Annotated in this window: 16 protein-coding genes and 2 pseudogenes; 11 read left to right on the top strand and 7 right to left on the bottom strand. The window is 63.8% G+C overall.

What is annotated here, in order from left to right; translation table 11 throughout:
- The first annotated feature begins 367 nt into the window (after positions 1–367).
- Positions 368–1444 (top strand): hypothetical protein, encoded by a 1077-nt coding sequence (locus L324_RS08755; RefSeq protein ID WP_037305572.1) that lies wholly within the window; start codon positions 368–370, stop codon positions 1442–1444.
- A gap of 147 nt (positions 1445–1591) precedes the next feature.
- Here the strand turns inward: L324_RS08755 and L324_RS08760 are convergent, their stop codons facing one another.
- Together L324_RS08760 and L324_RS42705 are read right to left on the bottom strand one after the other, a co-directional pair.
- The gene (locus tag L324_RS08760) at positions 1592–3070 is read right to left on the bottom strand and encodes a UvrD-helicase domain-containing protein (protein WP_037305573.1); all 1479 of its coding nucleotides are present in this window, start codon (positions 3068–3070) and stop codon (positions 1592–1594) included.
- Between the two features lie 107 nt (positions 3071–3177).
- On the bottom strand, positions 3178–3333 hold the full coding sequence (locus L324_RS42705; RefSeq protein ID WP_161780834.1) for a hypothetical protein: 156 nt from the start codon (positions 3331–3333) through the stop codon (positions 3178–3180).
- A 433-nt stretch (positions 3334–3766) separates the two neighbouring features.
- Between L324_RS42705 and L324_RS08765 the strand changes: the two genes are divergently transcribed.
- From L324_RS08765 to L324_RS08785, 6 genes are all read left to right on the top strand, one after another.
- Complete coding sequence (locus L324_RS08765) at positions 3767–4132, top strand: nucleotide pyrophosphohydrolase (RefSeq protein WP_037305574.1); 366 nt, start codon at positions 3767–3769, stop codon at positions 4130–4132.
- On the top strand, positions 4129–5133 hold the full coding sequence (locus tag L324_RS08770; RefSeq protein ID WP_037305576.1) for a hypothetical protein: 1005 nt from the start codon (positions 4129–4131) through the stop codon (positions 5131–5133). The genes L324_RS08765 and L324_RS08770 overlap by 4 nt, the downstream gene beginning before the upstream one ends.
- A gap of 553 nt (positions 5134–5686) precedes the next feature.
- Entirely contained in the window at positions 5687–6538 is an 852-nt protein-coding gene (locus tag L324_RS42165) for a hypothetical protein (RefSeq protein ID WP_152546740.1), read from the top strand.
- A 242-nt stretch (positions 6539–6780) separates the two neighbouring features.
- The gene (locus L324_RS08775) at positions 6781–7740 is read left to right on the top strand and encodes a hypothetical protein (RefSeq protein WP_152546741.1); all 960 of its coding nucleotides are present in this window, start codon (positions 6781–6783) and stop codon (positions 7738–7740) included.
- A 326-nt stretch (positions 7741–8066) separates the two neighbouring features.
- Positions 8067–10178 (top strand): ATP-binding protein, encoded by a 2112-nt coding sequence (locus L324_RS08780; protein WP_051173772.1) that lies wholly within the window; start codon positions 8067–8069, stop codon positions 10176–10178.
- A gap of 428 nt (positions 10179–10606) precedes the next feature.
- On the top strand, positions 10607–13072 hold the full coding sequence (locus L324_RS08785; RefSeq protein WP_051173773.1) for an ATP-binding protein: 2466 nt from the start codon (positions 10607–10609) through the stop codon (positions 13070–13072).
- Positions 13073–13586: 514 nt separating this feature from the next.
- Here L324_RS08785 and L324_RS08790 read toward each other — a convergent pair.
- The gene (locus tag L324_RS08790) at positions 13587–13919 is read right to left on the bottom strand and encodes a hypothetical protein (RefSeq protein ID WP_037305579.1); all 333 of its coding nucleotides are present in this window, start codon (positions 13917–13919) and stop codon (positions 13587–13589) included.
- Between the two features lie 468 nt (positions 13920–14387).
- On the opposite strand from L324_RS08790, the gene L324_RS08795 reads away from it, so the two are divergent.
- Positions 14388–14801: a hypothetical protein gene (locus L324_RS08795; RefSeq protein WP_152546742.1), complete on the top strand. Its 414-nt coding sequence runs from the start codon at positions 14388–14390 to the stop codon at positions 14799–14801.
- A gap of 146 nt (positions 14802–14947) precedes the next feature.
- On the top strand, positions 14948–16480 hold the full coding sequence (locus L324_RS40840) for an endonuclease NucS domain-containing protein (protein WP_051173774.1): 1533 nt from the start codon (positions 14948–14950) through the stop codon (positions 16478–16480).
- Positions 16481–16659: 179 nt separating this feature from the next.
- Here L324_RS40840 and L324_RS44095 read toward each other — a convergent pair.
- Positions 16660–16920 (bottom strand): annotated as a pseudogene (locus L324_RS44095) (hypothetical protein); the annotation flags it as partial.
- A gap of 224 nt (positions 16921–17144) precedes the next feature.
- Positions 17145–17909 (bottom strand): annotated as a pseudogene (locus L324_RS08805) (NAD-glutamate dehydrogenase); the annotation flags it as partial.
- Between the two features lie 643 nt (positions 17910–18552).
- Here L324_RS08805 and L324_RS42170 point away from each other — a divergent pair.
- Positions 18553–18936: a hypothetical protein gene (locus L324_RS42170; RefSeq protein WP_152546743.1), complete on the top strand. Its 384-nt coding sequence runs from the start codon at positions 18553–18555 to the stop codon at positions 18934–18936.
- Positions 18937–18947: 11 nt separating this feature from the next.
- Here the strand turns inward: L324_RS42170 and L324_RS08810 are convergent, their stop codons facing one another.
- Both L324_RS08810 and L324_RS08815 read right to left on the bottom strand, forming a co-directional pair.
- Positions 18948–19949 (bottom strand): DUF4238 domain-containing protein, encoded by a 1002-nt coding sequence (locus tag L324_RS08810; RefSeq protein WP_161780835.1) that lies wholly within the window; start codon positions 19947–19949, stop codon positions 18948–18950.
- Between the two features lie 362 nt (positions 19950–20311).
- A complete protein-coding gene (locus L324_RS08815; RefSeq protein WP_152546744.1) occupies positions 20312–21844 on the bottom strand; it encodes a hypothetical protein in 1533 nt (510 codons plus the stop codon).
- Between the two features lie 550 nt (positions 21845–22394).
- On the opposite strand from L324_RS08815, the gene L324_RS08820 reads away from it, so the two are divergent.
- Positions 22395–24116, top strand: coding sequence for a hypothetical protein (locus tag L324_RS08820; RefSeq protein ID WP_152546745.1), 1722 nt, complete (start codon positions 22395–22397; stop codon positions 24114–24116).
- The last annotated feature ends 37 nt before the right edge of the window (positions 24117–24153 follow it).

The following is a 24153-nucleotide window of genomic DNA, read 5'->3' on the forward strand; positions in this document are numbered from 1 at the left end:
GCACTACCTGGCGATTACCGGGACTGCTGAAGCATGTCGCCACGCTCAGCGCAAGCTGACCATCTGAGGACCAATGTGGCTTCTTTAGCCACAAGGAATACAAATTATGCAGAGAGCCTGTCAAACAGGGACACCACATACGCCGAGTATGTGACAATCCGCCATCTCGGCATCAAGCCCACATTGCGGATTCCACAGAAAACCGCCATCCACCCCAGCGAAAATCTCATATCGCTATACACAATCGTCCGTTATCGCTGGATGTGCCTTGGCAGACTGCCCGTCACCCGCGATCCGGGCCAATTCTGGGGCAATTGGAACTGTCGGTGACCAGTCGTATCCTGGGAAAAGTCGTAGGAGGCGCCAGATGTCGACATTAGTGCGCTACAGCAAGGACGGTGACGATCGGCTGATCGACCTGGCCGAGCTCAACCCGATCGACTATGAGCTGATCAAAGGCCTGCGCGGGGAGATCAACCGTGGTGACCGGATCTTGCTCTGCCAGCAAGCGCTCGCCGACGATGAGGGCGCGGAGATGTTCGTCAGGCTCCGCGGGGGCCGGTACTGGGCGGCACACTTCCCCGGCAGTGGCTGCGCCGGGCAGCATGAGATCGCCCGGGAGTCGGACGAGCACCGATGGCAGAAGGAGTACTGGCAGCGTGCTGCCGAGGATGCTGGCTACAGGGTGACCCAGGAGTACCGGACTGGGCGCGGCACGGTGCTGGACGTGGCGATCGACGGGCCGTATCGCACCGGGATCGAGGTCCAGCGCTCGGCGATCGAGCTGAGCTTGGTCAAGGCACGCACGACGAAGTCGTTCGGGGCGGGCTGGCTGCCAGTGTGGTTCCTTGATTCAGATCGGACACCCCCGTGGTTCTACGCAGTACCGTCGCTGGGCTGCAATGACGTGCGGTGGAGCACGTTGCCGGAGCGACGTGCGGCCACAGCGATCGGTCCCCGGACGATGACGCCGACGCGCTGCACGGTCAGCAGCTTCGGCGGAAGGTGCCCGGCCGGGGGCCGTGCGAAACGCACGCGCCCGAAACGTCCGTGCGGCCAGTGGCACCCAGAACCGCAGCCGCGGGGCGGGCTGACTGTTGACGATGTCGCTGGGATGCTCCCTTCTGCCGAGCTGGTGGCGATGCGGGATCTGCTTGGCGACGTCCGCCTCGTCGCCCCGAAGGACCTGAAGCTGTTCCAGGAAATGACGGGGCTGACCGGCGAGTACTGGCCTGGCAGCAGCCGGCGGGCCAGGGGCAGACCCGCGCCGCGAACCATCGAGTGTGCCAGTACCGGGCATCGCCGCGGGCCGGCGCCCGCGCGCTGCTGGAAATGTGGTCTGCGGCCGTGCGGAGAAGGCGGTGTCCTGTGCGGGTCGTGTCGGCTCATGATCGAAGGCCGCACCGCTAGCGACTACTACGCGATGCTGCCTCCGCGGCCATGACAAACCATCACCCGTGACCAGTTGCAGGCTACCTGGCATTGCGCCTGCTGCCGCCGAGGAAGTCACCGACCCGATAAGGCCTGGTCGCAGTAGTACGACCATAGCTGGGTGGTCAGCGAGGCGGAGGAGGACATTGGTCTTGTCGGTTTATGGCTGGGTGGGGTTGCCGTCGGGGTGTTGGTTGATCCAGGAGAGGCCGCCGAGGTCGAGTTGGTGCTGGGCGCGGGTGACGGCGACGTAGGCGAGGCGGGCTTCGGCGGGTTCTATTTTCCCGGGCATGGGGTCGCCGCCGAGTTCGGTGTCTTCGGGGTCGTCGGGTTCGGGGAAGTCGTCGGCGATCCGGACGGTGGGCCATTCGCGGCCTTTGGCGGCGTGGGCGGTGGAGACCGTGACCTCGGCGTGGGTTTCGGCACTGAGCTGGGCGAGGGTTTGGAGGACGACGTCGACGCCGTGTTCGTCGATGACGTCGACGAACGGGAGCAGGTCGCGGCCGTCGGAGTCCCATTCGACGTATTCCTGGACTTCTCCCCAGGTGGAGAACAGCAGCAGGTCGCGGTGGGTGGTGCGCTTTCCGGCTTGCAGGTCGCGGGCGGCTTCGGCGAGTTTGCGGAGTTCTGCGGCGCGGCCGGCGAGCGCGACCTGACGGCCCTCGGCGAGCTGGGTGAGGAGTTCGGCGATCGCGCCGCCATTGGTGCGGCATAGGATCGCTTTCGGTGCCGTGACCGCAGAGAGCTCGCTGTTGACATGCGGGGAGCCGGTGAGGCGGATCGGTGCGCCGGCGATCGCGAGCCATCGGTTCGCCTCGGCCGCGATCGCGGGGCCGAAGCGGAAGGAGTGCGACAGCGCGAGCTGCTGAGCGCGGAAGCCGGTCATGACGTCGCGGGCGCCGCGCCAGCCATAGATGGCTTGGGCGGAGTCGCCCACCATCACCAGCTGGGCATGCGCGCCTTGGTCGAGGAATACCTGCTCGACGACGGGGTTGGTGTCCTGGGCTTCGTCCAAGAGCAGGAATTCACCGTGGATGCGCGGGCGGGTCAGTGCCCACATCTTCAGGTAGTGGTCGTGTTTGAACGGGACCTTGCCGCGGTCGGGGGTTTGCAGGTCAGCCCACATCCGGCTGGCCAGCGGCAGCACGATCTCCACCAGCTGGTCGTGCTCGTTCTCGTCGGTGATGCCCTTGGGCCAGGGGACGTGCAGCCGGTTGAGGACGTCGTCGGCGGAGTAGCAGTACTGCGTCACGGTGTCCCGGGCGATCGAGCACAATGTCGAGGGCTGCAGCTTCCGGGCGCCGATGGTGACGTTCATCCGGATGCCCAGCAGCTGTGCCAGCTTGACGGTGGCCATCCGAGGCCGATCCATTCGCTCGGCGAACTGGTGCCCGATCGCTTTGAACGCCAGGCTGTGCGCGGTCGAGCAGCCCACGTTGCTCTGGAACTTCCGCCGTGCTTCCTGCGCGATCGCCTTGTTGAACGCCAGGTACCGGCCTTGCCGGCGCGTCGCCGCGCCAAGCATGGTCAGCGTGGTGGTCTTACCCGTTCCCGCACCGGCCTGCAGCACCAGATCCGTGCCACTGCGGAACGCCTCCACAGCCGCGTCCTGCTCAGGTGTCGGACGACGTGACGACATTAAGTTCCCTCCCCGGAACCGTTGACGATCACATGATCACATACCAGCACGACGATTTAGGCGAAATAAACGTTCACTTTGATCCAGGGTGCTCGGTCCTGTACTACTCACGACTGCTTCTCGGGATTGACCGGCGGCCAGCTGCAGCCGGGGAGCAAGTCGGTTTCCGTCAGCAGGAAGAGCGCAGCCGGACCGTACTGAGAGTCGACGAAGGCGACGATCTGGCCCGTGGAGCGAAGCCCCATGTCCGCGAGCTGGCTCATAGTGCGCAGGAAGGGGGCGCGCTACCGGCCTGGTAGCAGGGCAGGCCGGCCTCAGTCCAGCGATACGGAGTTGGCATCTGCGGACTCCTCTCCAGATAGCGCCGGATACGCAGGGCACTCCAGTCTCACCGTGATCACGTGGCCGGGCTAAACGGCACGCCGCCGGAATCCCGGGTAGCCGCAGAAAGTGCACCCACTTGCAGCAAACGACAGCTAACTCGCGCTGCAGCCCCCGCTGAGGCAGAGGCGCTGGCAGGGACACCGGACAGAGCACCGTGCTCAGGCGAGGTGCGAACTCAGCCGCAGCGCGGACTCGGCCTGACCGACAGCCCGGCGAAGCTCCTGATACCGGTGCAACCTGAGCGACTCCGTTCCCGCTTCCCACATGAGGCTCGTTCATCGAGGTGACGAGCTGTCGGTCATAGTTGCTGGCATGACAGTCGAGGAGTTGCAGCACCGGTTACGCCAGTTCGCGCAGGAGAGGTCGTGGGAGCAGTTCCACACGCCGAAGAACCTGGTGATGGCGCTGGCCGGCGAAGCCGGTGAACTGCTCGAGCTGTTCCAGTGGCTCACCCCAGACGAGTCGGCCGAGATCATGGCCGATCCGCAAACTGCTGTGCAGGTACGGCATGAGATGGCGGACGTGCTGGCCTACCTGCTTCGGCTGGCGGACGTGCTTCAGGTCGATCTTTTGTCGGCCCTTAGTGACAAGATCGCGGTCAATGGCGCGAAGTACCCGGCCGAGTTGGCCAGGGGCACGGCGCGGAAGTACGACCAGCTCGGCAAAGGGGACAAGTGAGGATCGCTCTTCAGCCCGCGGGGCTCAGCAAGCCCTCGGTAAACCAGCACTTCCAGGACACCATCGAGACCCAGGTCCCGTTCGCGGCACACCGCGACCTGCTCTCTCCCGACGTGCACAAGGAGCTGCGTAAACGCTTCCCGCGAGGCAAGGCCCAGTTCTGGGGAGCAACCCCGGGCACGTCAGGAACGACGGTCGGGAAGTGGGCAAAGCTGCGGCCAGGCGATGGTGTCCTCTTCTACGGTGATCACCACCTCTACCTCGCAGGCCACGTAGCGTTGACATTCCGCAACGAAGCGCTCGCGGAGCGTCTCTGGCAGCGGACTGACAACGGCCTCACCTGGGAGTTGATGTTCGCCCTCACCGACCTGCGCAACATCAAGGTGCCCATCACCGAGGTCCGCGCGGTACTCGGCTGGCAAGACCGCGCCGTAGTTCAAGGGTTCACCGTCATCGACGGCGACCGGGCCGAGCGCCTTGCCGACCTGGTCGACCTCGACGACATGCTCAACCTCCCAGCTACCTCACCTGGCCCTGCAGACACCACCCCTTCTGGAACAACCACTCCCCCGGTCGGCCCGACTGACGAGACCCGGTCGACGACAGGGCGCCGCGAGCACCGTGCCCTCAAACGGCACCTCGTCCGGATCGGTGGCGGCGTGTGCGGGCTCTGCGGCTGCACACTGCCGCCAGACTTCCTGATCGCAGCTCACATCAAAAAACGCTCATTCTGCAGCGAAGACGAACGCAAAGACTTCGACAACGTCGGCATGCTCGCCTGCTTCCTCGGATGCGACAGCCTGTTCGAGCACGGCTACATCGCCGTCAACACCGGCGGCGACATCCTCATCAGCAACGCCGTCGACAACGCCCCCGACGTCGCCAAATTCATCGCAGAACACCTCCAAGGCCGCACCACCACCTGGTGGAACACCGACCGCGAACCCTACTACGCCTGGCACCGCAACCACGTCTTCAAGAAACTTCAACGCGGCAAATAGACCGTCTGCCACCTCATTATGATCGGCCGCGCTCCTCGCGCCGAGTTGCGAAGATGATCGTGGTTGCGGCCACCTCGGACGGCACGGCAAACTCGGCGAGCTGCTGAGAGCCCTCCAATGGCAGCCACCGTCGGCCCGAGGACGACCACCGGCTCAACATCCTCGGGCCTATCGCGGTCGTCCTAGATTAGGCGATCCTGCTTGGCCAGCATCCTGAGACGAAGCCACGCTAGCGAGGGGGCACTACCACCAACGCCCTCCACCGAGTCGAGCGGCAAAACGTGATGGAGTGCGTCCCCATCTGATCGGGATCGAAGAAGCTCTTGACTTCGTCCCCAGTGAAGATCCTGCTGCAGCCATGATGTTCTGCTTGCCAGGCGTTCTCAGTCAGTTGCGCGCATCGACCTCGTGCCCTGACGTCAAGCGGGTAGCGCGCCCGCCCTGTCCGCCCTCGAAACACAGGTCAGAATCTCGACTGTAACCGTTCGATATAGTTTACTCCGTCGCACTGCCGAGCTGTTGCGTCGATCCGAGCAGTGCCGACATAGCCATCGTGCCCGATGAGTCTCCCCCAACCGAGAAGCCCGCACCACGCGTCACCAACTCAGTGGATGGGAGCCCGAAAAATGTCATCCAGTCCGGGTCGACCGACTCAATTTACGTCCACGACAGAAGCGAGACCCACAACCATGATCGCCGTGGACTGTATGTAGTCGGCGCGATTCTGCTTGTCGCTGTCCTCGTCATCGCATTGCTGAGCATATTGCGCAAAGATCATCCCACCGTCGAGTCACAGGACGCGGCAGCAAAGCCGCCTCCATCTCCCACTGTGCCGATTGCCGCGACGCTTGACCTCTACCCGAAGAAGGACTGTGAATCCGGTTGGGTCGTTCCCACCAGCGACGAAGCGCCGATCGCGCACACGGACAAGCCTGTCGACGCTGTTCTCGGAAGTGGCGGCTCGGTCGTCCTGACGCTACAGGGGCTTACAGCCGAGTCGGTGGTCCTGCATTCGATGAACGTCGAGGTCGTCAGCCGCAGGCCTGCCATGCCCGGAAGTTTCCTGCCATCCAATTGCGGCAGCGATGTCACCCCTCGCTTCTTCCGCGCCGACCTGGACAAGGCCGCGCCGAGCGCGGTTCCTGAACCAGGGACTGCGAGTTTTCCTTACAAGGTAAGCGGAACAGATCCGGAGCAGGTCATCATCACACCCACATCAACAGACGAAGACATCGAGTGGCGTGTTCGCATTCCCTGGAGCTCCGGAATGGGACGTGGCGAGCTCCTCATCGACGACGGCGGCAAGCCGATACGCACGACAGCCACGACCGCGGCTCGACCGTTCTGTCTCGAGCAACCTGACAGCCGACGTTGGATACCGAAAGCAAGTGGAGCATCGTGCTGACTACGCAAAAGAACGCAGTCCTCACATTGGCCTTCGCACTTACGCTGGTGACGGCCTGCAGCAGCACGCCATCGGCACCGGCCACAGGGCCGGCCCAGTCACCTCCGCAAGCGCCCGGCAGTCCGCCTCCCGCCCCGAGCTTCGAGCCTCCGAAGTGGAGCGCACCTGAAGTCGTCACACTTCCGTCGAACGTCACCTCACTTCATCCGGCTATCGGCAGATGGGATCAAGGCGCGCTGGTGGTGAGCGAAGGGCCGAATCCGAACGTGCTGGTCACGTATGACATGAGGACGTGGCGAGCTGCCGGACTCGACGGCGTCACCGGCCTGAGCTACGGCCCGCTGGCCGGCTTCGGCGAGAGCGCGTACGTGCTGGGTCACAACGCTGCAGCCACCTCCGTATGGCGGACCAGCGACGGTAATGCTTGGCGGAAGACAGAGCTTCCAGGTGCGATGGCCAAGGATCCGAACTTGGCCATCGCGGCCGGCCCTCAAGGCGTCGTGGTCATCGGGTATGACCGAGCGACCACCGGCGGCTCGTCTACCGCCGAAGGATTACGCGTCTGGTACTCACCGGACGGAAAGGAATTCAGCCGAACCACCCTGATTCGAGAGAAGGTCGTCCAAGGTGGCGAAATTCGCCTCACTGCGGTGCATGACGGCTTCCTGCTCCACGGTATCCCCAGGCCAGTAAGTAGCTCTCCGCTCGTCCTGTGGAGCACCAATGGCTCGGACTGGCAGGACATCGGTTCCGGCCTGCCCACGATGATGCCGGATGCAATCGGCCGAACAGGACAGACGACCGTGGCGCTGTCCACGTGGTTCGACAAGGACGAGGAAAGCCCTGGTCTCACGGCCTGGTTCAGGAGGGACGGGGACACGCAGTGGACGACCGGCGCGATCGACCTGGGCAAACTCCCGGACAAAGGTGTAGCGCCGCGCGGTAGGCAGCGTGTGTCGGCTGTGCACAGTTGGAATGGTGGCTTCATCGGGCTGGGCGGCACCGAGGGCAAGGATCGGTTCGGAGCCGTATGGACATCGTCCGACGGGGCCTCCTGGACGAGGACTCCCCTCGGCCCCAATGGCTTCGACCGCGTGAGTGTCATCTTTGCCGCCGTTTCCCAGGGGCAGAACGTCACTTTACTGGGCATGGACCAGAGCATCGACGGCCCCAAGCTCACGTCGTGGCACAGCAGCGGGTGACGAAGGGCGTTGTCCCCGACGATATCCGAGGGCACGTGATCAGAAGAGCGACTTCCTTGTCGGATGAAGGGTTGTTCGACTCGGGGAGGATGCCACTGATGTACAGCACACCTCCCATACACAGATCATCGTTTCCAAGGGAAGAAGGCCGTTAGCTGCGAACAGGTCCCGGACGCTGCCACGTGGCCGACGACGGCCGCGCTGCCTCGCCCACCCCGCGGTCGCAATCCGGTCGGCACGCCCGCCCGCCGTACCGATATCTCTCTTCCTTTCAGATCTCTGAGCTGTGGAGGATCAGCGGTCTGCGATCGGGCACACTGAGGGGCATGGTGGGGACCTCAGAGGGGCAGAACGTAATCCGCGGTGATGTCCTGGGCAACGCTATTCAGGCGAGGGATGTCGGCACGATCGTTCTTAAGCAGGCGGGGCGCCCGTCGGTGGTGCCGCAGCAGCTGCCGTCGGCGTCGTCGCTGTTCACCGGCCGCGAAGCGGAGCTGGAACGGCTAACTGCGGTGCTTGAGCACGAGCTGGGGAAGGGTTCCACGGTGGTGATCTCGGCGCTTGCTGGCGCTGGTGGGATCGGGAAGACCTGGTTAGCGCTGCACTGGGCGCACCTTCACCAGGATCGTTTCCCAGACGGGCAGCTGTTCGTTGACCTGCGTGGCTTCGACCCCAGCGACGACCCGATGTCACCGCACGAGGCGGTCCGCGGGTTTCTCGACGCCCTCGGAGTCGCCTCGGACAGCATTCCCGCGGAGCCGTCGGCACAGGTCGGGTTGTACCGCAGCCTGGTCGCAACGCGACAGATGCTCATCGTGCTCGACAACGCTCGCGACAGCGACCACATCACGCCGCTACTGCCCGGTGGTTCCCGGTGCACGGTGCTGGTGACCAGCCGGGACAAGATGGCCGGCCTCATCGCCCGGCACAGCGCACAACCGGTCACCGTCGACGCACTAGACGAGCAGCAGTCGCACATGCTGCTCGCCCGCCGGCTGGGCGATGCTCGGCTGGCGGCCGAGCCCGCCGCGGTGGCTGAGCTGGTGAGCAGCTGTGCAGGGTTACCGCTGGCGTTGAGCATCGTCGCTGGCCGCGCGATCCTGGACCCGCACGTTCCCCTGGCGGATCTGGCCGCGGAACTGCGCGACGCCACCACTCGTCTGCAGGCACTCGATGAGGGAACCCCGACCAGCAGCCTGGAAACGGTGCTGTCCTGGTCCTACCGTGCCCTCACTCCAGAACAGGCCACGGTGTTCGCGCTGCTCGGCGCGGCGCCCGGCCCCGACATCAGCGTGCCCGCCGCCGCCAGTCTCACCGGCACACCGGAACCCCAGACACGCACGATCCTGCGGTCGCTCGAGCGCGTGTCGCTCATCCAGCAGCACGCGCCTCAGCGCTACCGGATGCACGACCTGGTCCGGCTCTACGCCGCACGCCACGCCGAGCCCACCGCCGAAGCCCAGGGCCTGCGCCGCCTGGTGACCTTCGCCTGCCACACCGCGCACGCCGCCGACCTGCTCATCGCACCCAGCCACACCCCCATCAAGCTCGACAAACTGGTTCCTGGCTGCGTACCCCGCCAACTCGCCGACCGTGACGACGCCTGGACCTACCTCACCACCGAGCGGGCCAATCTCATGGCCACCCTGCAATTGGCGGCGAAGAAGCGTTGGAACTCGGCGGTATGGCAGCTCGCCTGGGCTCTGACCACCGTCCAGCTCCGCCAGGGACACCTCCAGGACTATCAGACAGCATGGAAAGCAGGACTGGCCGCGTCCCAGCACCTGCTCGATGTTCGTCGCCGCACCCGGGCCTATCGTCATTGCGGCCGCGCCGCCGCGCTGCTCGGCCAACATGATGACGCACTCCACCACCTGCAAGACGGCATCTCCTGGGCACAAGAGCACGGCGACCAGCTGGGTGAGGCCCACACCCATCGCGCACTCGCAGTCGCCTGGGACCAACGCAACGAATACCAGAAAGCCCTAGAGCACTCTCAACGCGCCTTCCGCCTCTATGAGGACGTCGGCGTCCCGGTCAGCAGCGCTCACGCCCTCAACGAGATCGGCTGGTACACCGCCAAAACCGGCAACCTCGACCACGCACATCAACACTGCACCGACGCCCTGGAACAATGCCGAAGCCGACAAGACCGCAGCGGCGAAGCAACCACACTGCTCAGCCTCGGCTACATCGCCCACCACACCGGTGACACCGACCACGCGATCAACACCTACCAGCGCTCCATGTCCCTCTACCGGGAACTCGGTGATGCCGCATCTGAAGCCACCGCGCTCGACCTCCTCGGGGATGCGGTTCAGGCTCAAGACAAGGCGTCGGCACGCGAGGCATGGGAACAAGCTCTCGAGCTGTTTCAGTCGCAACACCGCACTAAAGACGCCGACCGCGTTCGTCTGAAGATCAGCACAGTCAGCTAAACAGTATTTTTCAGGAGTGTGCTGCGTTGTCCGTGTCCTGAAGCCCGGCGTCTGCCTTTGCCAGAAACGGAAATCCTCGCAACTGTGAGATATTGCTTCGTGGAGCTGAGTGCCGTGTTCGTCGCCGTTCTCGATGACAGTGCCCAGCTTGCGGCAACCCTCGACGACGCCGCTGTGTGGCGTGGACGGCCTACTCGACCAAAATTCGAAGAGTGCGACCAGCTGAGTGAGGTTACGGCGAAGTCGCGGGTGGCCGGTCACATCGCTGACGGCGAGTTCACCGCCGCATTCGACGACGGTCCCGAGGTGTCAGCAGTCGCTGAGCAGCCGCCGTCACGGCGGCGGACGGCACCAGCCCGCCTCGGCACAGCTGACCGCTACGGTGGATCGACATCGTATGGGCAACGAAACCACGACATGAGGTGCCGATGACGGCTAGTGCCGACACGCCGCCAACCGAAGAGCAGCAACCGGCGATCCGCAATGTCCATACCGGTCCGGTCACCGGCAACCTAGTTCAGACCGGCGCCATCAACGGCGACGTGCACGTCCATTCCCAGGCACCGACGCCGGTCCCCCGGCAGTTACCACCGGTATCCACGTATTTCGCAGGCCGCGCCGAAGAGATGGCGGCCATCACCGAAGCCGTCGATCGCGCCGGTGAGCAACAAGCGGCAGTGACCGCGCTCGCCGGAATCGGCGGCGTGGGTAAGACCACGCTCGCGTTGCAGTGGGCCCATCACTATCTCGATCGCTTTCCGGACGGTCAGTTGTTCGTCGACCTTCACGGCTTCGCACCCGCGGGCGAACCCACACCTGCCGCGATGGTCGTGCGCGGCTTCCTCGACGCACTGGGCGTCGAAGCGACCCGCATGCCCGTCGGCACGGATGCCCAGCTTGGGCTTTACCGGAGTCTCGTCGCGGGGCGCCGGATGCTGATCATCCTGGACAACGCCGCGGACGCCGACCAGGTCACGCCGTTGCTGCCGGGTAGCGCCTCCTGCGTTGTCCTGGTCACCAGCCGCCATCGTCTACCAGGGTTGGTTACGGCACACGGTGCTCGCGTGCTTTCCGTGGGGTGCTTGTCGGCGGCACAGTCACGCCAGCTGCTGTCGGCTCGCCTTGGTAGCCGGCGCGTCGACGACGAGCCCGGCGCCGTGCACACTCTCGTGAAGTGCAGCGGTGGCATTCCGCTGGCTCTGAGCATCGTCGCCGCCAGGGCCGCAGACCACCCTCATTTCCTGCTGAGGGATCTCGCCACCGAAGTGCGCGACGAGGCTACCCGCCTGAGCGCCCTGAACGACGGCGATCGGGCCGCGAATCTCCCTGCCGTGATCTCCTGGTCGTATCGAAGGCTGTCCGCGGAACAACTGCGCACTTTTGTCTTTATCTGCTGCGCTCCCGGCGTCGACATCAGCTTTCGCGCCGCGGCTGAACTCGCCGACCTGCCCGACGGTCAGCTAAGGACCACTCTCCGGACCCTGGAGCGTCTGTCGTTGTTAGAGCAACCCGTTCCCGGCCGATGGCAGATTCACGATCTGCTCCGGCTCCACGCCAGCGAGAACGCAGTCCAGGCGATCGGCCCAGAGGTCGGCAATGACTTGGCCGCGGCGACTTGGCGACTCCTGGGCTACTACCTGTCCTCCAGCACGGCTGCCGGCGAAAGCCTGAATTCCGCCAAGTCTGCGCCCAGCGATACTCGATCGGCTACCCGGGCGTCGGCTGTCGCCTGGTTCGATGCCGAATATCCCAACTTGGTGGCATCTGTCAAGATGACCAGCTTGTTCGGCGCCGACGCCTACGCTATCAACCTGACGAACCACCTCTACCACTATTTCGACCTGCGAAAGATGGTGCACGAATGGCTTACCACGCACAGTGTTGCTTTGGCCTGCGCTCGACGGATCCCAAACCGGAATAGCGAGGGAATGCTACTTAACAGCATTGGCAGAATATATCAGTACTTACACCAGTGGGAGACTGCCGCCGACTACGCGGAAAAGTCGATCTCCATCTGCCGGGAATTGGGTGAGCAGCAGGGCCTGGCAGCATCATTGAGCAATCTCGGCTTGGCCCATCAGAATATGGATCGCCACCACGACGCCGCCAGATGTCATCGTGAGGCGCTCGCCGTGTTCCGGGCGACAGGCGACCGTCACGGCGAAGCGTCCACACTCAACAACCTCGCCTTGTCCCACCAGGATCTGAACGAATGGGGCGACGCCGCCATCCTGCACCGGCAGGCAGCAGACCTGGCCCGCAAGCTGAACCTGCCGCACCACGAGGGAACAGCACTCGACAACCTGGGCCTGACCGATCACCACTTCCAACGCCCCCTGAAAGCCATTCGACGGCACAGGCGGGCCCTCGACATCTTTGAAAGACTAGGAGATCTCCACCTACAGGCCAACGTATTGAACAATATCGGAGCCGCCTACCAGACCCTCAACAGATGGCAGGAGGCCGCCGAATACCACCAACGCGACTTGGCCATTTGCAAAAAACTCGATGCCAGCACCTGCGAGCTCTCGGCACTGGAACACCTCATCACCATCAGCGATCACGTAGAAGACCAGAATTTAGTGATCAAGTATTCCACTGAAGCAATCCGCATATGCCGACAACTCGACGATAAACCCCGCGAGGGCAGAGTCCTCAACGCACTTGGCGAGGCCCTGCAAGCTCTCGAACGCTGGCAAGAAGCCGACAACATCCATGCCACCGCTTTGGACATCTTCCGATCACTCGGTGACAGACACAGCGAAGCACTGACCCTGGCTTATCTAAGCCGCGTTCGCCGTGGGACATACAGCTACGACGAGGAACTCCTGTTACGCGAACAAGCACGCGCCATCATGAAGACGCTCCCAACGGAACAACAGGCGACCGAATAGCACAAGACACGCATTCGGGTCGTTGGAGAGCTGATCCTTCACCCACTGATCGGCGTGGTCGACCACGACCAGAACGGTTTGCCCTACCGCAACCCGATTTGGATCCGCCCGAACGCGCGACGGACATCGGCGACCGCCCAGCTCACCTCGACGGACTCACGCGCGAATCGCGCGGCGAGCCGACTCTTGCCTTGCCCGCACGGCCATGGAGGACGACAAAGGACAGGTCACCGGGTACATCACACCACGACCCAAGCTTCTCTTGCCCGAACTGCCCGCAACGGAACGGGACGACCCCCAACCGTGCATCGAGAAGATAGCTTGGACTTGCCCGGATCAGCCGTCTCGAGGCGCCATCCACGCCTCCACGGAGCCCCAGGACATAGCGCCGGGCAGGAAGTGAACCCCGCCGTGAATGACGTTGGCCTGTACCACCGGACCGTGAACAGAGCCGTCGATGCGGTTCCCGCGGCTGCCGTGCTCCATCGGCCCTCCTCTAGTCGGCAACAGCGAATCAGAAAGTGATCCCCCCGCTGATATCGCGCGCTTGGACCACGTTGCCGTGCACAGTGCCCGAGATCTGGTTGGTCACACCGCTGTTGTCGGCATTTTGCTGCCACAAGGCACGCAGGCGTTCACTGAAGTCCGAGTCGGCCGCCTCCGCCTGCTCCAGCGCGACGCCAAGGTCTCGCACCTCGACCGAGTCTTCGGCCGCCCCCTCCGCGGCTTCCAGCACCGCGGTCGCCACCTCGTCGTCCGCGAACTGCTTCTTGATCAGCTGGTACAAACCCGCGATGGCTCGCCCTGCCGCAGCCGCAGCGATGGACACAAGAACCGGATCCGGCACATTCACTCCCTCAGTCGTACACGACCTGACCCAGTCGACAGTACCGAGTAGGCGAACCTCGTTGACAGTCTGTGGTAGCCAGACCCGACGCCGGAGGAGAACCTCGACAACTCCAACCACCGTGAGCTGACCTGAGACGGCGTCCAAGCCAGTACAATTTACGGCGACTTGCATTACCGCCACCTTCGCCGCACTTCCCGAAGTTCCCTGGCATATCTCCGCGGCCCAGCCATCTCCTCGGGTATGAGACCGATCTTCATCGGTTGCGGCACCAGCTGGACGGCACGCCCGCTGTCGTGTCATCGGCCTCGGCAAGACCGCTCCGCCGACCGAGCTCTGGTCACCTGCACCGACCGGAGTTCCAGCTCATCCGCTGGATCGTCGCGTCATCCTGTGAAGCGACGACCGAAATATTGGCGCCTTTGGCATCGGCGATGAACGTCGACACGATACGGATGTCGGCCTACGGTGCGCGGACCTCGACCGCACGTCGACGGCCTCGGGCTGCCCGGCGAGGAGGAGTACCTCGCCCGCCTCGCCGGCGGCGACAGGTGCACCTCGATCAACCTGACACCCGCGCTCTGGCACGCGATGGCAAGCGACACGCCCCGTCTGAAACGCTCATCGCTGTACGTTGACGGTCGGCTCGATCTCGCCCACCAGCAACTCCTGGCCGCCACCCGTGCCCCCGACGCCGACTGTGCGGTGACCGAAGTACTGATCGGTCTGGTAGCCAAGATCGTCCGACAGGCCGTGGTCACGACCCTCCCGGACTGCGACCGGGTATGCACCGGTGAACGGACGCTGGTAGCCCAAGCACGCAGCCTGACCGGCGACGGTCATCCCGCCTCGGCGGGCCTGGCCCCATCGCCACCCTGTTAAATTTCTCCATCTACCGGCTCAGCCGGGTTACGTCCTAGCGGATTTGCCCGCCCGATGAGCGCCGTCTATCTGCGCGATTGCATCGCCGCCCGGGAGTCGGCCGATGCATTACGGTAGGAGGATCCTTGTCGAGACGTAAGGACGTCATGAGTAGCGGTCACGTTCCGGAGCGCGAATTCACGCAGTTTCTCGCCGGCCATCTCGAACTGATCGAGCTCGGCATGACCCTCGTTGACACGGAGGTCACCCTCCAGGACCCGGACGGCGCGTCGGGACGCGTCGACATCGTCGCCCACGACCGATACGGCAACGTGGTGGTGATCGAAGTCAAGTGCTCCGACCACAGCGCCCGCGAGGCCGCCCACGAGATCTTCAAGTACAGCGAGATCCTACGGTCACAGCAGCAAATCGACGAGTCCGAGTTCCGGTGCATCCTCGTCTCGACGCACTGGCGCGAACTCCACCGTGCCTTCACCGACTATGCCGCGCGGCATCACGACGTGGTCGGCTACCGGGCCGTGCCGGCCGACGGCACCTGGTCCATTACCCGGGTCGACCCGCTCGCGCGTTCCGGTTCCGTCGTGCTGACCTCGGCGCACGACATCTATCTGTATTCCGATCCCGCGAAGCGGGACGGCGAGTTTACCCTGATATCGGCCGCGCTGGCCAAGATGGGGGCGCCGCACCAGATCGGCATCCTGATGCAGAACGACGTGCACGAGGTCATGTTCCCGTACGGCCTCTACGTTATCCTCGGGACGGCCGACCGGCCGCCGTCGGGGGAGGACTATCCGCGCGACCCGGTCGAGAACGACATTCTGGACAATATCCTCACCGGCCATCGCGCCGACGACTTAGAGCAGGGCAGTCCCGAGAAGCTGGGTCATCTGCTGTCCACCGCAGGCGGCTGGCACGCCACTGAGGTGCTGAAGTCGGGGGCGTTCGCCCGCCGTGACCGGCTGGGCGTCGATGATCTCCTCATACGGGCGGCCGTCGAGATGCCGGGCTTCACTAACACTGCTTTCGTTCGCCAGTCGTCGCCGAGCCGACCGGCGCACTGGGCTATGACGCGCGAGCTGGCCCTCGACAGCATACCGACCAGCCCGGAGTGCCGGGAGATCGTGGCGCGGTGGCTGGACGAGGTTGAGCGAGCATACGCCGAGCACACCGTCGCCGTGCGCATCCGCAACCCCGGCATCATCCGCCCGCTGGCCGAGCTCGGCCCCGAAGATCTCGACGAGTCGCCTATGTCCCTGCGAGTTGCGGTGCTCGACGCAAAGTCCGGCGACTTGACCGCCGGACTCGCGGTTTCCCTGCGTTGGGACGGAACCACGGTGGCCAGCGATCTGCTGGCCGTGATCGAGGAGACCGTCAAGGACTACTTCGCGTGGTCGACGTTCTACCCAGACCCGGAGAGCGAGGCGGCCGTGCTCCGGCGGCTCGGCCTGCGCCTGCACGCGTACGAGATCGACCCGACCAAGGCCTGCTGGCACGTCCGATTCAAACTCGAACTCGACGCCGGCGCCCTTATCCGGCGCGGCTACGACGATCTAGACTTCTCGGAGCCGGGGATGGTCGGTCTCCGATGGGACGGGTCACTGCCGTTCGAAGGCTTCCGCGACCGGCACCAGGATGCCATGGAGCGCCTCGGAGCCTGGTTCTCGGCGCGGACCGTGTAGGTGCCGAGACCCCTGTCCCGCCACGCAACCTGCTGATATTCGTGAATCAGTCCGCCGAGCCGATCGTGCCGACGAACCCGTCCGACGCCCGTCATCCGGCCGGGAACCTGCCCTCGATCGGGCGGGTGTTGGTCCAATGAGCGATGGGGCCGATGTTGGTTGAAGTAATCGACATACCCGGCCAGCGTCTGCTCCAGATGACGCCGGTTGACAATGAGCATCCGGTCCAAACACTCGCGACGCACAGTGTCTACCCACCGCTCAGCGATCGCGTTCGCCCGCGGAGCTCGAACAGGGCTCTGCAAGACCTCGATACCGACCGACGCGAACACCGCATCGAATGCCGCGGTGAACTTCGCGTCGCAGTCACGGATAACCAAACGGACGGCGCATCCAGCCATGCAGGTGGGGGAACGCCACTGAGTATGTGAACTAGACATCGCCCGCCATGCCAGTGATAGTGGCGTTCGCGATGACAACGACTTCGTAGCCGTCCTTGCCTGGAGCGGGCCATCCTCGCGGTCCACTGGGAACGGCCGGAGACGATCCCAGCGGACCCGAGCGTTCCTCGATTGAGCCGGAATGATCCGCCTTCGGGCGCGAACTCGACCGATTTGCCCCTGCCACGCGCCAGCGACCTTCGAGACCGACGGTTGACTGGGGTCAGGGCGGTGGTGGTGAACATGCCGAGGAAGCGGTGCTCGCCGGTGACGTTTCCGTTGTCGTCGAACGTTTTCACGCCGACGTAGTACGGGTAGACCGTGCGGTGCACGGTGGACGGCGCGCTCGCCTGGGTCAGCACCAGCAGCGTCGGCGCGAGCGCGGACGCCGCCGTGTCAGGACCGGCGGTGAGGCTGCGCGCGGCCAGGCTGTCCTGGCGCAGCACACCCAGCCCGGTGGCGAGCACCGCGCGCAAGGCGGGCTCGTCGCTGTCCGGGTGCGGGTTGTCGATCAGCTCGTAGCGGCGGTAGCCGAGGAAGGTGAAGTGACCGTCGGCGAGCCAGCGCAGCAGGCGGGCACCTTCGGCGGTCTCGCTCGCGGACAGCCGCGGCGGGTTCTCGTCCAGCTCGTCGGCGAGACGGCGCGCGGTCTCGGCCATCTTGTCGGTGTCCTCGACGACCTCGCGCACGTCACCCAGCACCGACGACAGCCGGTTGTCCAGCTCACGGGCCCGGTTCCGGTCGGTGACCAGGTCGATCTCGATGTACATCCACGACTCGGCCGCGGAGTTCGCCGGCGGATCCGCCGGGTCTGCGTCCGGGTGGACCTCCAGCAGCTCACCGGTCAGATCGCGGCTGACCACGACGATCGGGTGCACGATGCGCTGCACCTGCACCCCGTCCCGCGCGAACTCGGCCGCGACGGAATCCACCAGGTACGGCATGTCGTCCGTGACGACCTGCACGACCGTCGCCTCACGCGACCAGCCAGGCCGCTGAGCGGAGAGTCCCAGAAAGGTGAAACCTTGACATGGCACGCCGCCGAGCAGCAGGTCGAGCAAGCTGTGACCTGCTGATAACACGTGCGATACTGCGTACTGAGGCACTGCGTCCAATACCTCATGGGACGGGGCCGGCCCCCGAAAGGACCGGCCCCTGGTTTCGTAGTGGAACGGCTGGTGCGCGCTAGTGCACGAGAGGTGCAAGCTCTCGCGCCAACGCAGCCAACGCGATGAGGGGCGGGGTAGCGATCGCTATCACGCTCCTCATCAGGCGAAGCCGTCTGTCCCTGGTACTGCACGTTCTGCAGCGCGGCCGTCTGGCCATGGTGTCTCCCTGGGGGCAACCAGTTTGCGTGGATCCACCACCGGTGGCGTTTCGTCCGAACCCTCCTGGTGGATCACACCTGCGAGAGGCTCCGGAGTCGACACGGTGAACCTTAGTCGGAGATCTCGACACCCCTAGTTGCAGCGGCTCCCTACCGAACCGGTGACGGGCCAGCCTGTCCGTCGTTCGCAGGTCGATCCTGGCGGTAGCCGAACATGGACTGACTCAAGGACGCTGTGGGTACCGAGAACTGTGTCACGTCATACGACCTGCTGATATTCGTGGATCAGTCCACCCGAGCCGATCATGCTGACGAACCGGTCCGCCCGTCATCCGGTCGGGAACCTGCCCTCGGTCGGGCGGTTGTTGCCCCAAGGAGCGATGGGCGATGGCGGTTGTAGTGATCGACATACTCAGCCAGGCTCGCCGCTCGGCATCGCATCGACATTGTTTGAACGGCTCGTCCCCGCCCCGGCGCGAGCCGGCGACAGTGGTCCGCCCCGGCATCACGCACTTGATCAACTTCGCCGACCCTGGGGGCACAACGCTGCGATCCCGCAGGGGCTCGGCACCTGGTTCGATAAAATCGACCGTGACGCCGAATCCTCAATCCACCTGATCGATTTTCACCAGGTCGCCTCGTATCTGCGTCGTCCGGTTCCGGCCGGCGCGCTGGCACCGTACCTCTGAGACCGGCCAGATCACCTCCACCCCCTCGCCACGGGCCAATCCGGCTGAAGCTCGGCGTTGGCCCATCGATTCGGCCGGTAGGTACGGATGAGCTCGTTGTCCGTATCCGGCTCCAGACCGATTCGCTCGATCTCCGTCGGTGCAGCAACCTGCGGAACCCGACGATGGCGGGCCATGTTCCGCGATGGGCGTTCGAATGCCCATCGCGACGAGTTGGCCAAGATCTCAAGGTTCACTTCGGCGGTCTCGGCGTGATCGAGTTCATGAGCCCCACTAGGTGCGAGATCACGGCGAAACATCACAAGTACGGCATCCGGTGCGAGCGGGAATATGACAACGCCAGCCGTCGCGACGCCGGGACGTTCGGCACGGGGCTGTCCGGGCCCCCCGATCAAGATCACCGGTTCATCGCAGGTGAGCAGGACCGGAGGTGTGCGGTAAACGACCCAGTCGCGCACATAGAGGTATTCAGCCATCCACTCGGCCGATCGGACCGCCTCACCGACGACCGCCGCATCCTGAGGGGAGACGAAAAGCGTGCCGTTCTCAACCTCCTCGACCTGCTGACGAATCTCGCGGACAACATCCTCGTCCCACTCCATACCTCGACGGCTCAGCAGGGCGCGGATACCATCTTCAGTCATCCCGTCGTACTGCAACCGGAAGATATCATTAGCCAGCTTGCGAGACTGACTTCGGTAACTCTGACCACGAGTGCATTGCAATGCGATGTACCGGGCAAGGGAGGATCGCGAATCCGCGTCGAGCGTGGCACCGCTCAGACCGAGCAACACATCGATCGATTCCTTTCCTGCGCGTTCTACATCACTGAAGAATACTTCGAACAGCAGAGGAGGAACAAGTTCAGGGTCGATATCATCGGACTCCACACGATAATAGTCGGTTATTTTCGCCGCACGCTTGGACGAGGTGAGATACGTTCGGCAGCCATCAATTTCGGTCACCCGTATTTGACCGTTTTCAGCCCATCGCCGAAGGTAGCTTTCGGGCACGATGTGATGCTTCCGCGGCGTGGAGGCTCTCTCGGCCTTCCTGGCTCTCTCCATGAGAGCCAGGAAGTCGGGATGATCGAGCGGGGACTGGTCCGCCTCACTCAGCGGACGGCGGACAGTCGTCGACTTCTGTCTTCGGGCACTACCCCCACGCCTGCCTGACGCACTTCTCCTGCCTCGGCTCTTCGGCATCGAGTGATTCTATGATGGGACAATATCGCCACTCTGCCGGACCCGACCGGAAGCCGATGACGGCCAGTCAGGATCACTCGTCTGGCCACCGCCATCGCGATGCCGTCAGCCGATCGCCCAACATGCCGGGCCTGCTCGAGCACAGCATCAAACTGCGATGCTCAGCGGCGTCAAAGACGTCCACCACGGTAGAGAGCGCCCTTGAGTATTTCAGGCTGACTCAGCAGATCCAAGAGGAATAGGTATCCCAAGAACCCGATGTCATGCGGCACATCACCATCATGATGCGCGAGCAGCGTGTTCGTCAGGCCGACGCGTCGCGACCTGTTCGAGCCGAATCCGTGGGTTGCGTTCCGCAACATCTCGAGGTACTCGCTGGCTGCAGCCTCCAGGTCCAGCGTGCCGGTTGCCGTACCGTTGTCCACGACATCGATCTCGTCTCGCCCGAACTGCCGAGCGAGGTAGAACCCGTCTTGAATCCTGCGCAAGGCCGTCACACCACGTTCAGCTGCGGGCATCAGAACATCTGCGGCTTCCGTGGGGATCGTTGCATGTAGCCGCTCAAGCGTCTCGGTGGCGAACTCCAGAGAACAGTGCTTCTCGAGCGGACGACCTGTGAGACGATGAAGCGTATCCATGACAGAAAAGAACAGCACTCGACGCGCCGTGACATCACGATGCGCAGCTTGCAGGGAAGTAATCCTTTTGAACAGTTGTTCAACAGTACTTATGGCCTGAAGATGCTTCACCGGAACATATCGTCCCGCCTGGTCGGTGAAAGTCACCGGGTCAGTGAGAACGCCGAAGAGGTTGTTGAGCTTCGCTCCCCACCAGTCCAGGGCAGTCGAGCAGGCGTCCGGGCGGACCGTCGGGGTAGGAACAGACTCCAGCGAACCACGTACCGGCAGGAAGTGGAGCATCTCCGCAGCATCACCCTTGGCTGCCACGATGAATCGTCCGAGGCTGTACACCACGATGCCGAACTCGCGCGCGGCGTACAGATTCCACATCGCTGGAGATGCCGCACCCATCAGCGGCCCCACGTACACATCAAGGAAGGCCGCGCCGTTGAGAAGGTGTTCGGATGACGAGAAGATGAGCTGACCTGCGTCGTGCGCCGCCTTGATCCCGCTCAGGTCGCCGCCCGTCAGCTGCGCGTCGTACTCCAGGCGAAGTAGTACCCCGGCCATCTTGATCCTGTGCACCAACTCGCTCCGGCGTCGAACGACATGAACCCCCGCGTGGGGGAACACCTGGTCCGCAACTTCGCCCGAGAAGCGAAAGTCCAAAAGCTCACCGTGAACGTGTCCGACAATGTCGGGCAGTTGATTCTGGTCCGCAAGAAGTGTCTGCAAGGTCAATACGCTGAAAGCGTCGACGATGTCCTTAGTGGCCATTGCCCGATCGGAGCGCTCGGACAGGACCTGATGTTCGCGTGCGGACAAGGGGCCTCGCAGCCGTGGTCCTGCGAATATCGCGATTCGATCGAACCTCGCCGGGGTCTGACGGACCCCTGCCATGTGATGAACCTCGACCAGACTCGGCGACACCCTGCGGTGACGCTCTTCGGTCTTCACCAGCCACGTGCCGTCCACCGAGTTGTGCACACGAGCGTGGAGGCCAGCATCGGCGAAGAATCCTGTGGGGTTACCACCCCACAGCCACGGCGGCAGCTGGACGATAGCGGCAGGAGGTCTCGACATCTCGACACTCTAAGGCACCGGACACACGCTTGCGATCACAGCATCATGCCTGGTTACTCAACTGACCTTGCCTCGACACCCCCGATGCCCAGTAGCCAGTTTCGACACTGCGTTTCTCGGCTCCGCCGGCGCCAGTTCTTCTGAAGTGCACCTGTCACCGCCGCAAGGCGACGAGACCAAGGCATCGTGTACCACCGGTATCGAAACGATCACCATTCAGTCCAAGCGTTGCGCCGGCTACCGATATCCGCGACTACTCAACATGGCCACGCCTGCCCCAAGTAACGTTCCCGAAAGGCTGCTCGAAGCCGCGCGCACCGGGACGGATTTTCGTGTCAGCACGCTCAGCATTCAGTCACTCCGGGTCAGCGAGCAACCAGGTCATCACCTACCGGCGGGCGCAGTACGTGACGCCCTGCTCTCCGACGGCAAAGACCTAGATCCACGCGGTATTCGTATAGTTGGTGCAAGAATCACAGGCAAGCTCGATCTCCGCCACGTGGCCCCTCGGGCGGGCTTGGCCCTACTCGGGTGCACGTTCGATCACGCCGTGGCCCTGGACGACGCTCATCTTCCATGGCTGGCGTTAACCGGCTCGTTCCTGCCGCATCTCAGCGCAAACGGGCTCGAGGTCGACGCCAAACTTGACCTCGACAATGGGTTCACCGTGGAAACCTCCACAGGCAACGCTGTCGAACTGATCGCAGCGCACGTTCACGGCAAGCTGAACCTGTCTGGAGCGAGACTTCTCAGCAAATCAGGGTCAGCACTCGCCGCGGACCGACTGCGTGTCGACGGTTCTCTCTGCCTCAAGGAAGATTTTTACGCCAGCAGCGCCGGCGGCAGGGGAACCTTGAGTCTGGCCGAAGCCCACATCGGCGGACAACTGATCCTGACACAGGCCGAACTCGTCAACACCTCAGGTCCTGCCTTCATCGGCGAGCAGATCAGCGTCGATGGCGCTGTCTTCATGTCCGAGCCGTTCAAAGCCACAGGACACGGTGCGAATGGCACCATCCGACTCAGGTCAGCAAAACTCGGCAACGGTCTCGCTCTCGACGGCGCAAGGCTCAGTAACGACTCGGGACCAGCCTTCTCCGCCGATGGAATCCAGATCGCAGCCGATCTATCCATGAAAGGCGGGCTCCAAATCTCCGGTCATGGCGAACGTGGGGCGGTCCGCATGACCGGCGCTCGCATCGACGGTGAGCTCGACGCCTCCGGCGCGGAGATCGGCAACAGTACCGGCCCCGCGATCTCGGCTCGAGATCTCCATGTGGGCGAGACGATCTACCTGAGCGACGGATTCATCGCTCGCGGGGAAGGCCAGTACGGTGCCGTTCGCTTGACGGGGGCGAACATCGGCACCCAGCTCGTCGGGACCAAGGCTCAGATCACCAACAGTTCCGGCCCGTCCCTGTCTGCAGAACGACTCCGCGTCCACAACGACGTCGACTTCAGCGCGGACGCTAGAATCACCGGCTCGATCGTCCTCACGAGCTCAGTGATCGAAGGCAAGCTAGACCTCACAGGTATTGAACTCGTCAATAAGAAGGGCAAAGTCCTTAACCTCGCTGTCGCCAAGGTACAAGAGATCTCCCTCTCCCCCAAAACAATCTGCTCGAACGACCGTGAACACGCGACGTCGTCCGCAGAAGTCAACGTCGCCGGATTGACCTACACGTACTTCGCCGACGTCGACTCAGCCCGATGGCGGCACCTACTACGTCATCACACCTCCGACTACAGCCCCCAGCCGTACCAGCAACTCGCACTCCTGCTCAAGTCATACGGACACGACAACGAAGCACGAACAGTTCTCCGCGCCCAGCAGGACGATCTCCGTGCCCGCGGAGATCTCGGCGGGTGGTTCCCTCGCACCGTCCACTGGCTGTGGGGGCGGATCGCCGGATACGGCTACCGCGTTCGCGGAGTCGCCGCTGCCCTGGGCATCACCCTGGTCCTTGCTTCGTTCCTCGGCATAATCGCGGGAAGCGTACCCGCCGGAGACACCGGACGCCCTGTTGCTGCACCCGCCTCCGCAACAGCCCCGCCTGGATCCACCTGCTCCCTCATCGAACGTGTCGGACTCGGCTTGGACCGAGGCCTTCCGCTGGCCAGCACTGGCATCCGCAGTCGCTGTGACCTCGACACCTACACCTTCGCAGGACAGATCTTCACCGCAGGCCTTTGGGCAATCCAGTTTGTCATCTGGGGTTTGGCGACACTCGCCGTCGCCGGCTACACCGGCCTGATCCGACGACTCGCGTGACTAGGCCAACAGCGACCGCGAACACACAAACGAACAG

The sequence above is a fragment of the Amycolatopsis orientalis DSM 40040 = KCTC 9412 genome, from assembly GCF_000478275.1.
Lineage (GTDB): Bacteria > Actinomycetota > Actinomycetes > Mycobacteriales > Pseudonocardiaceae > Amycolatopsis > Amycolatopsis orientalis.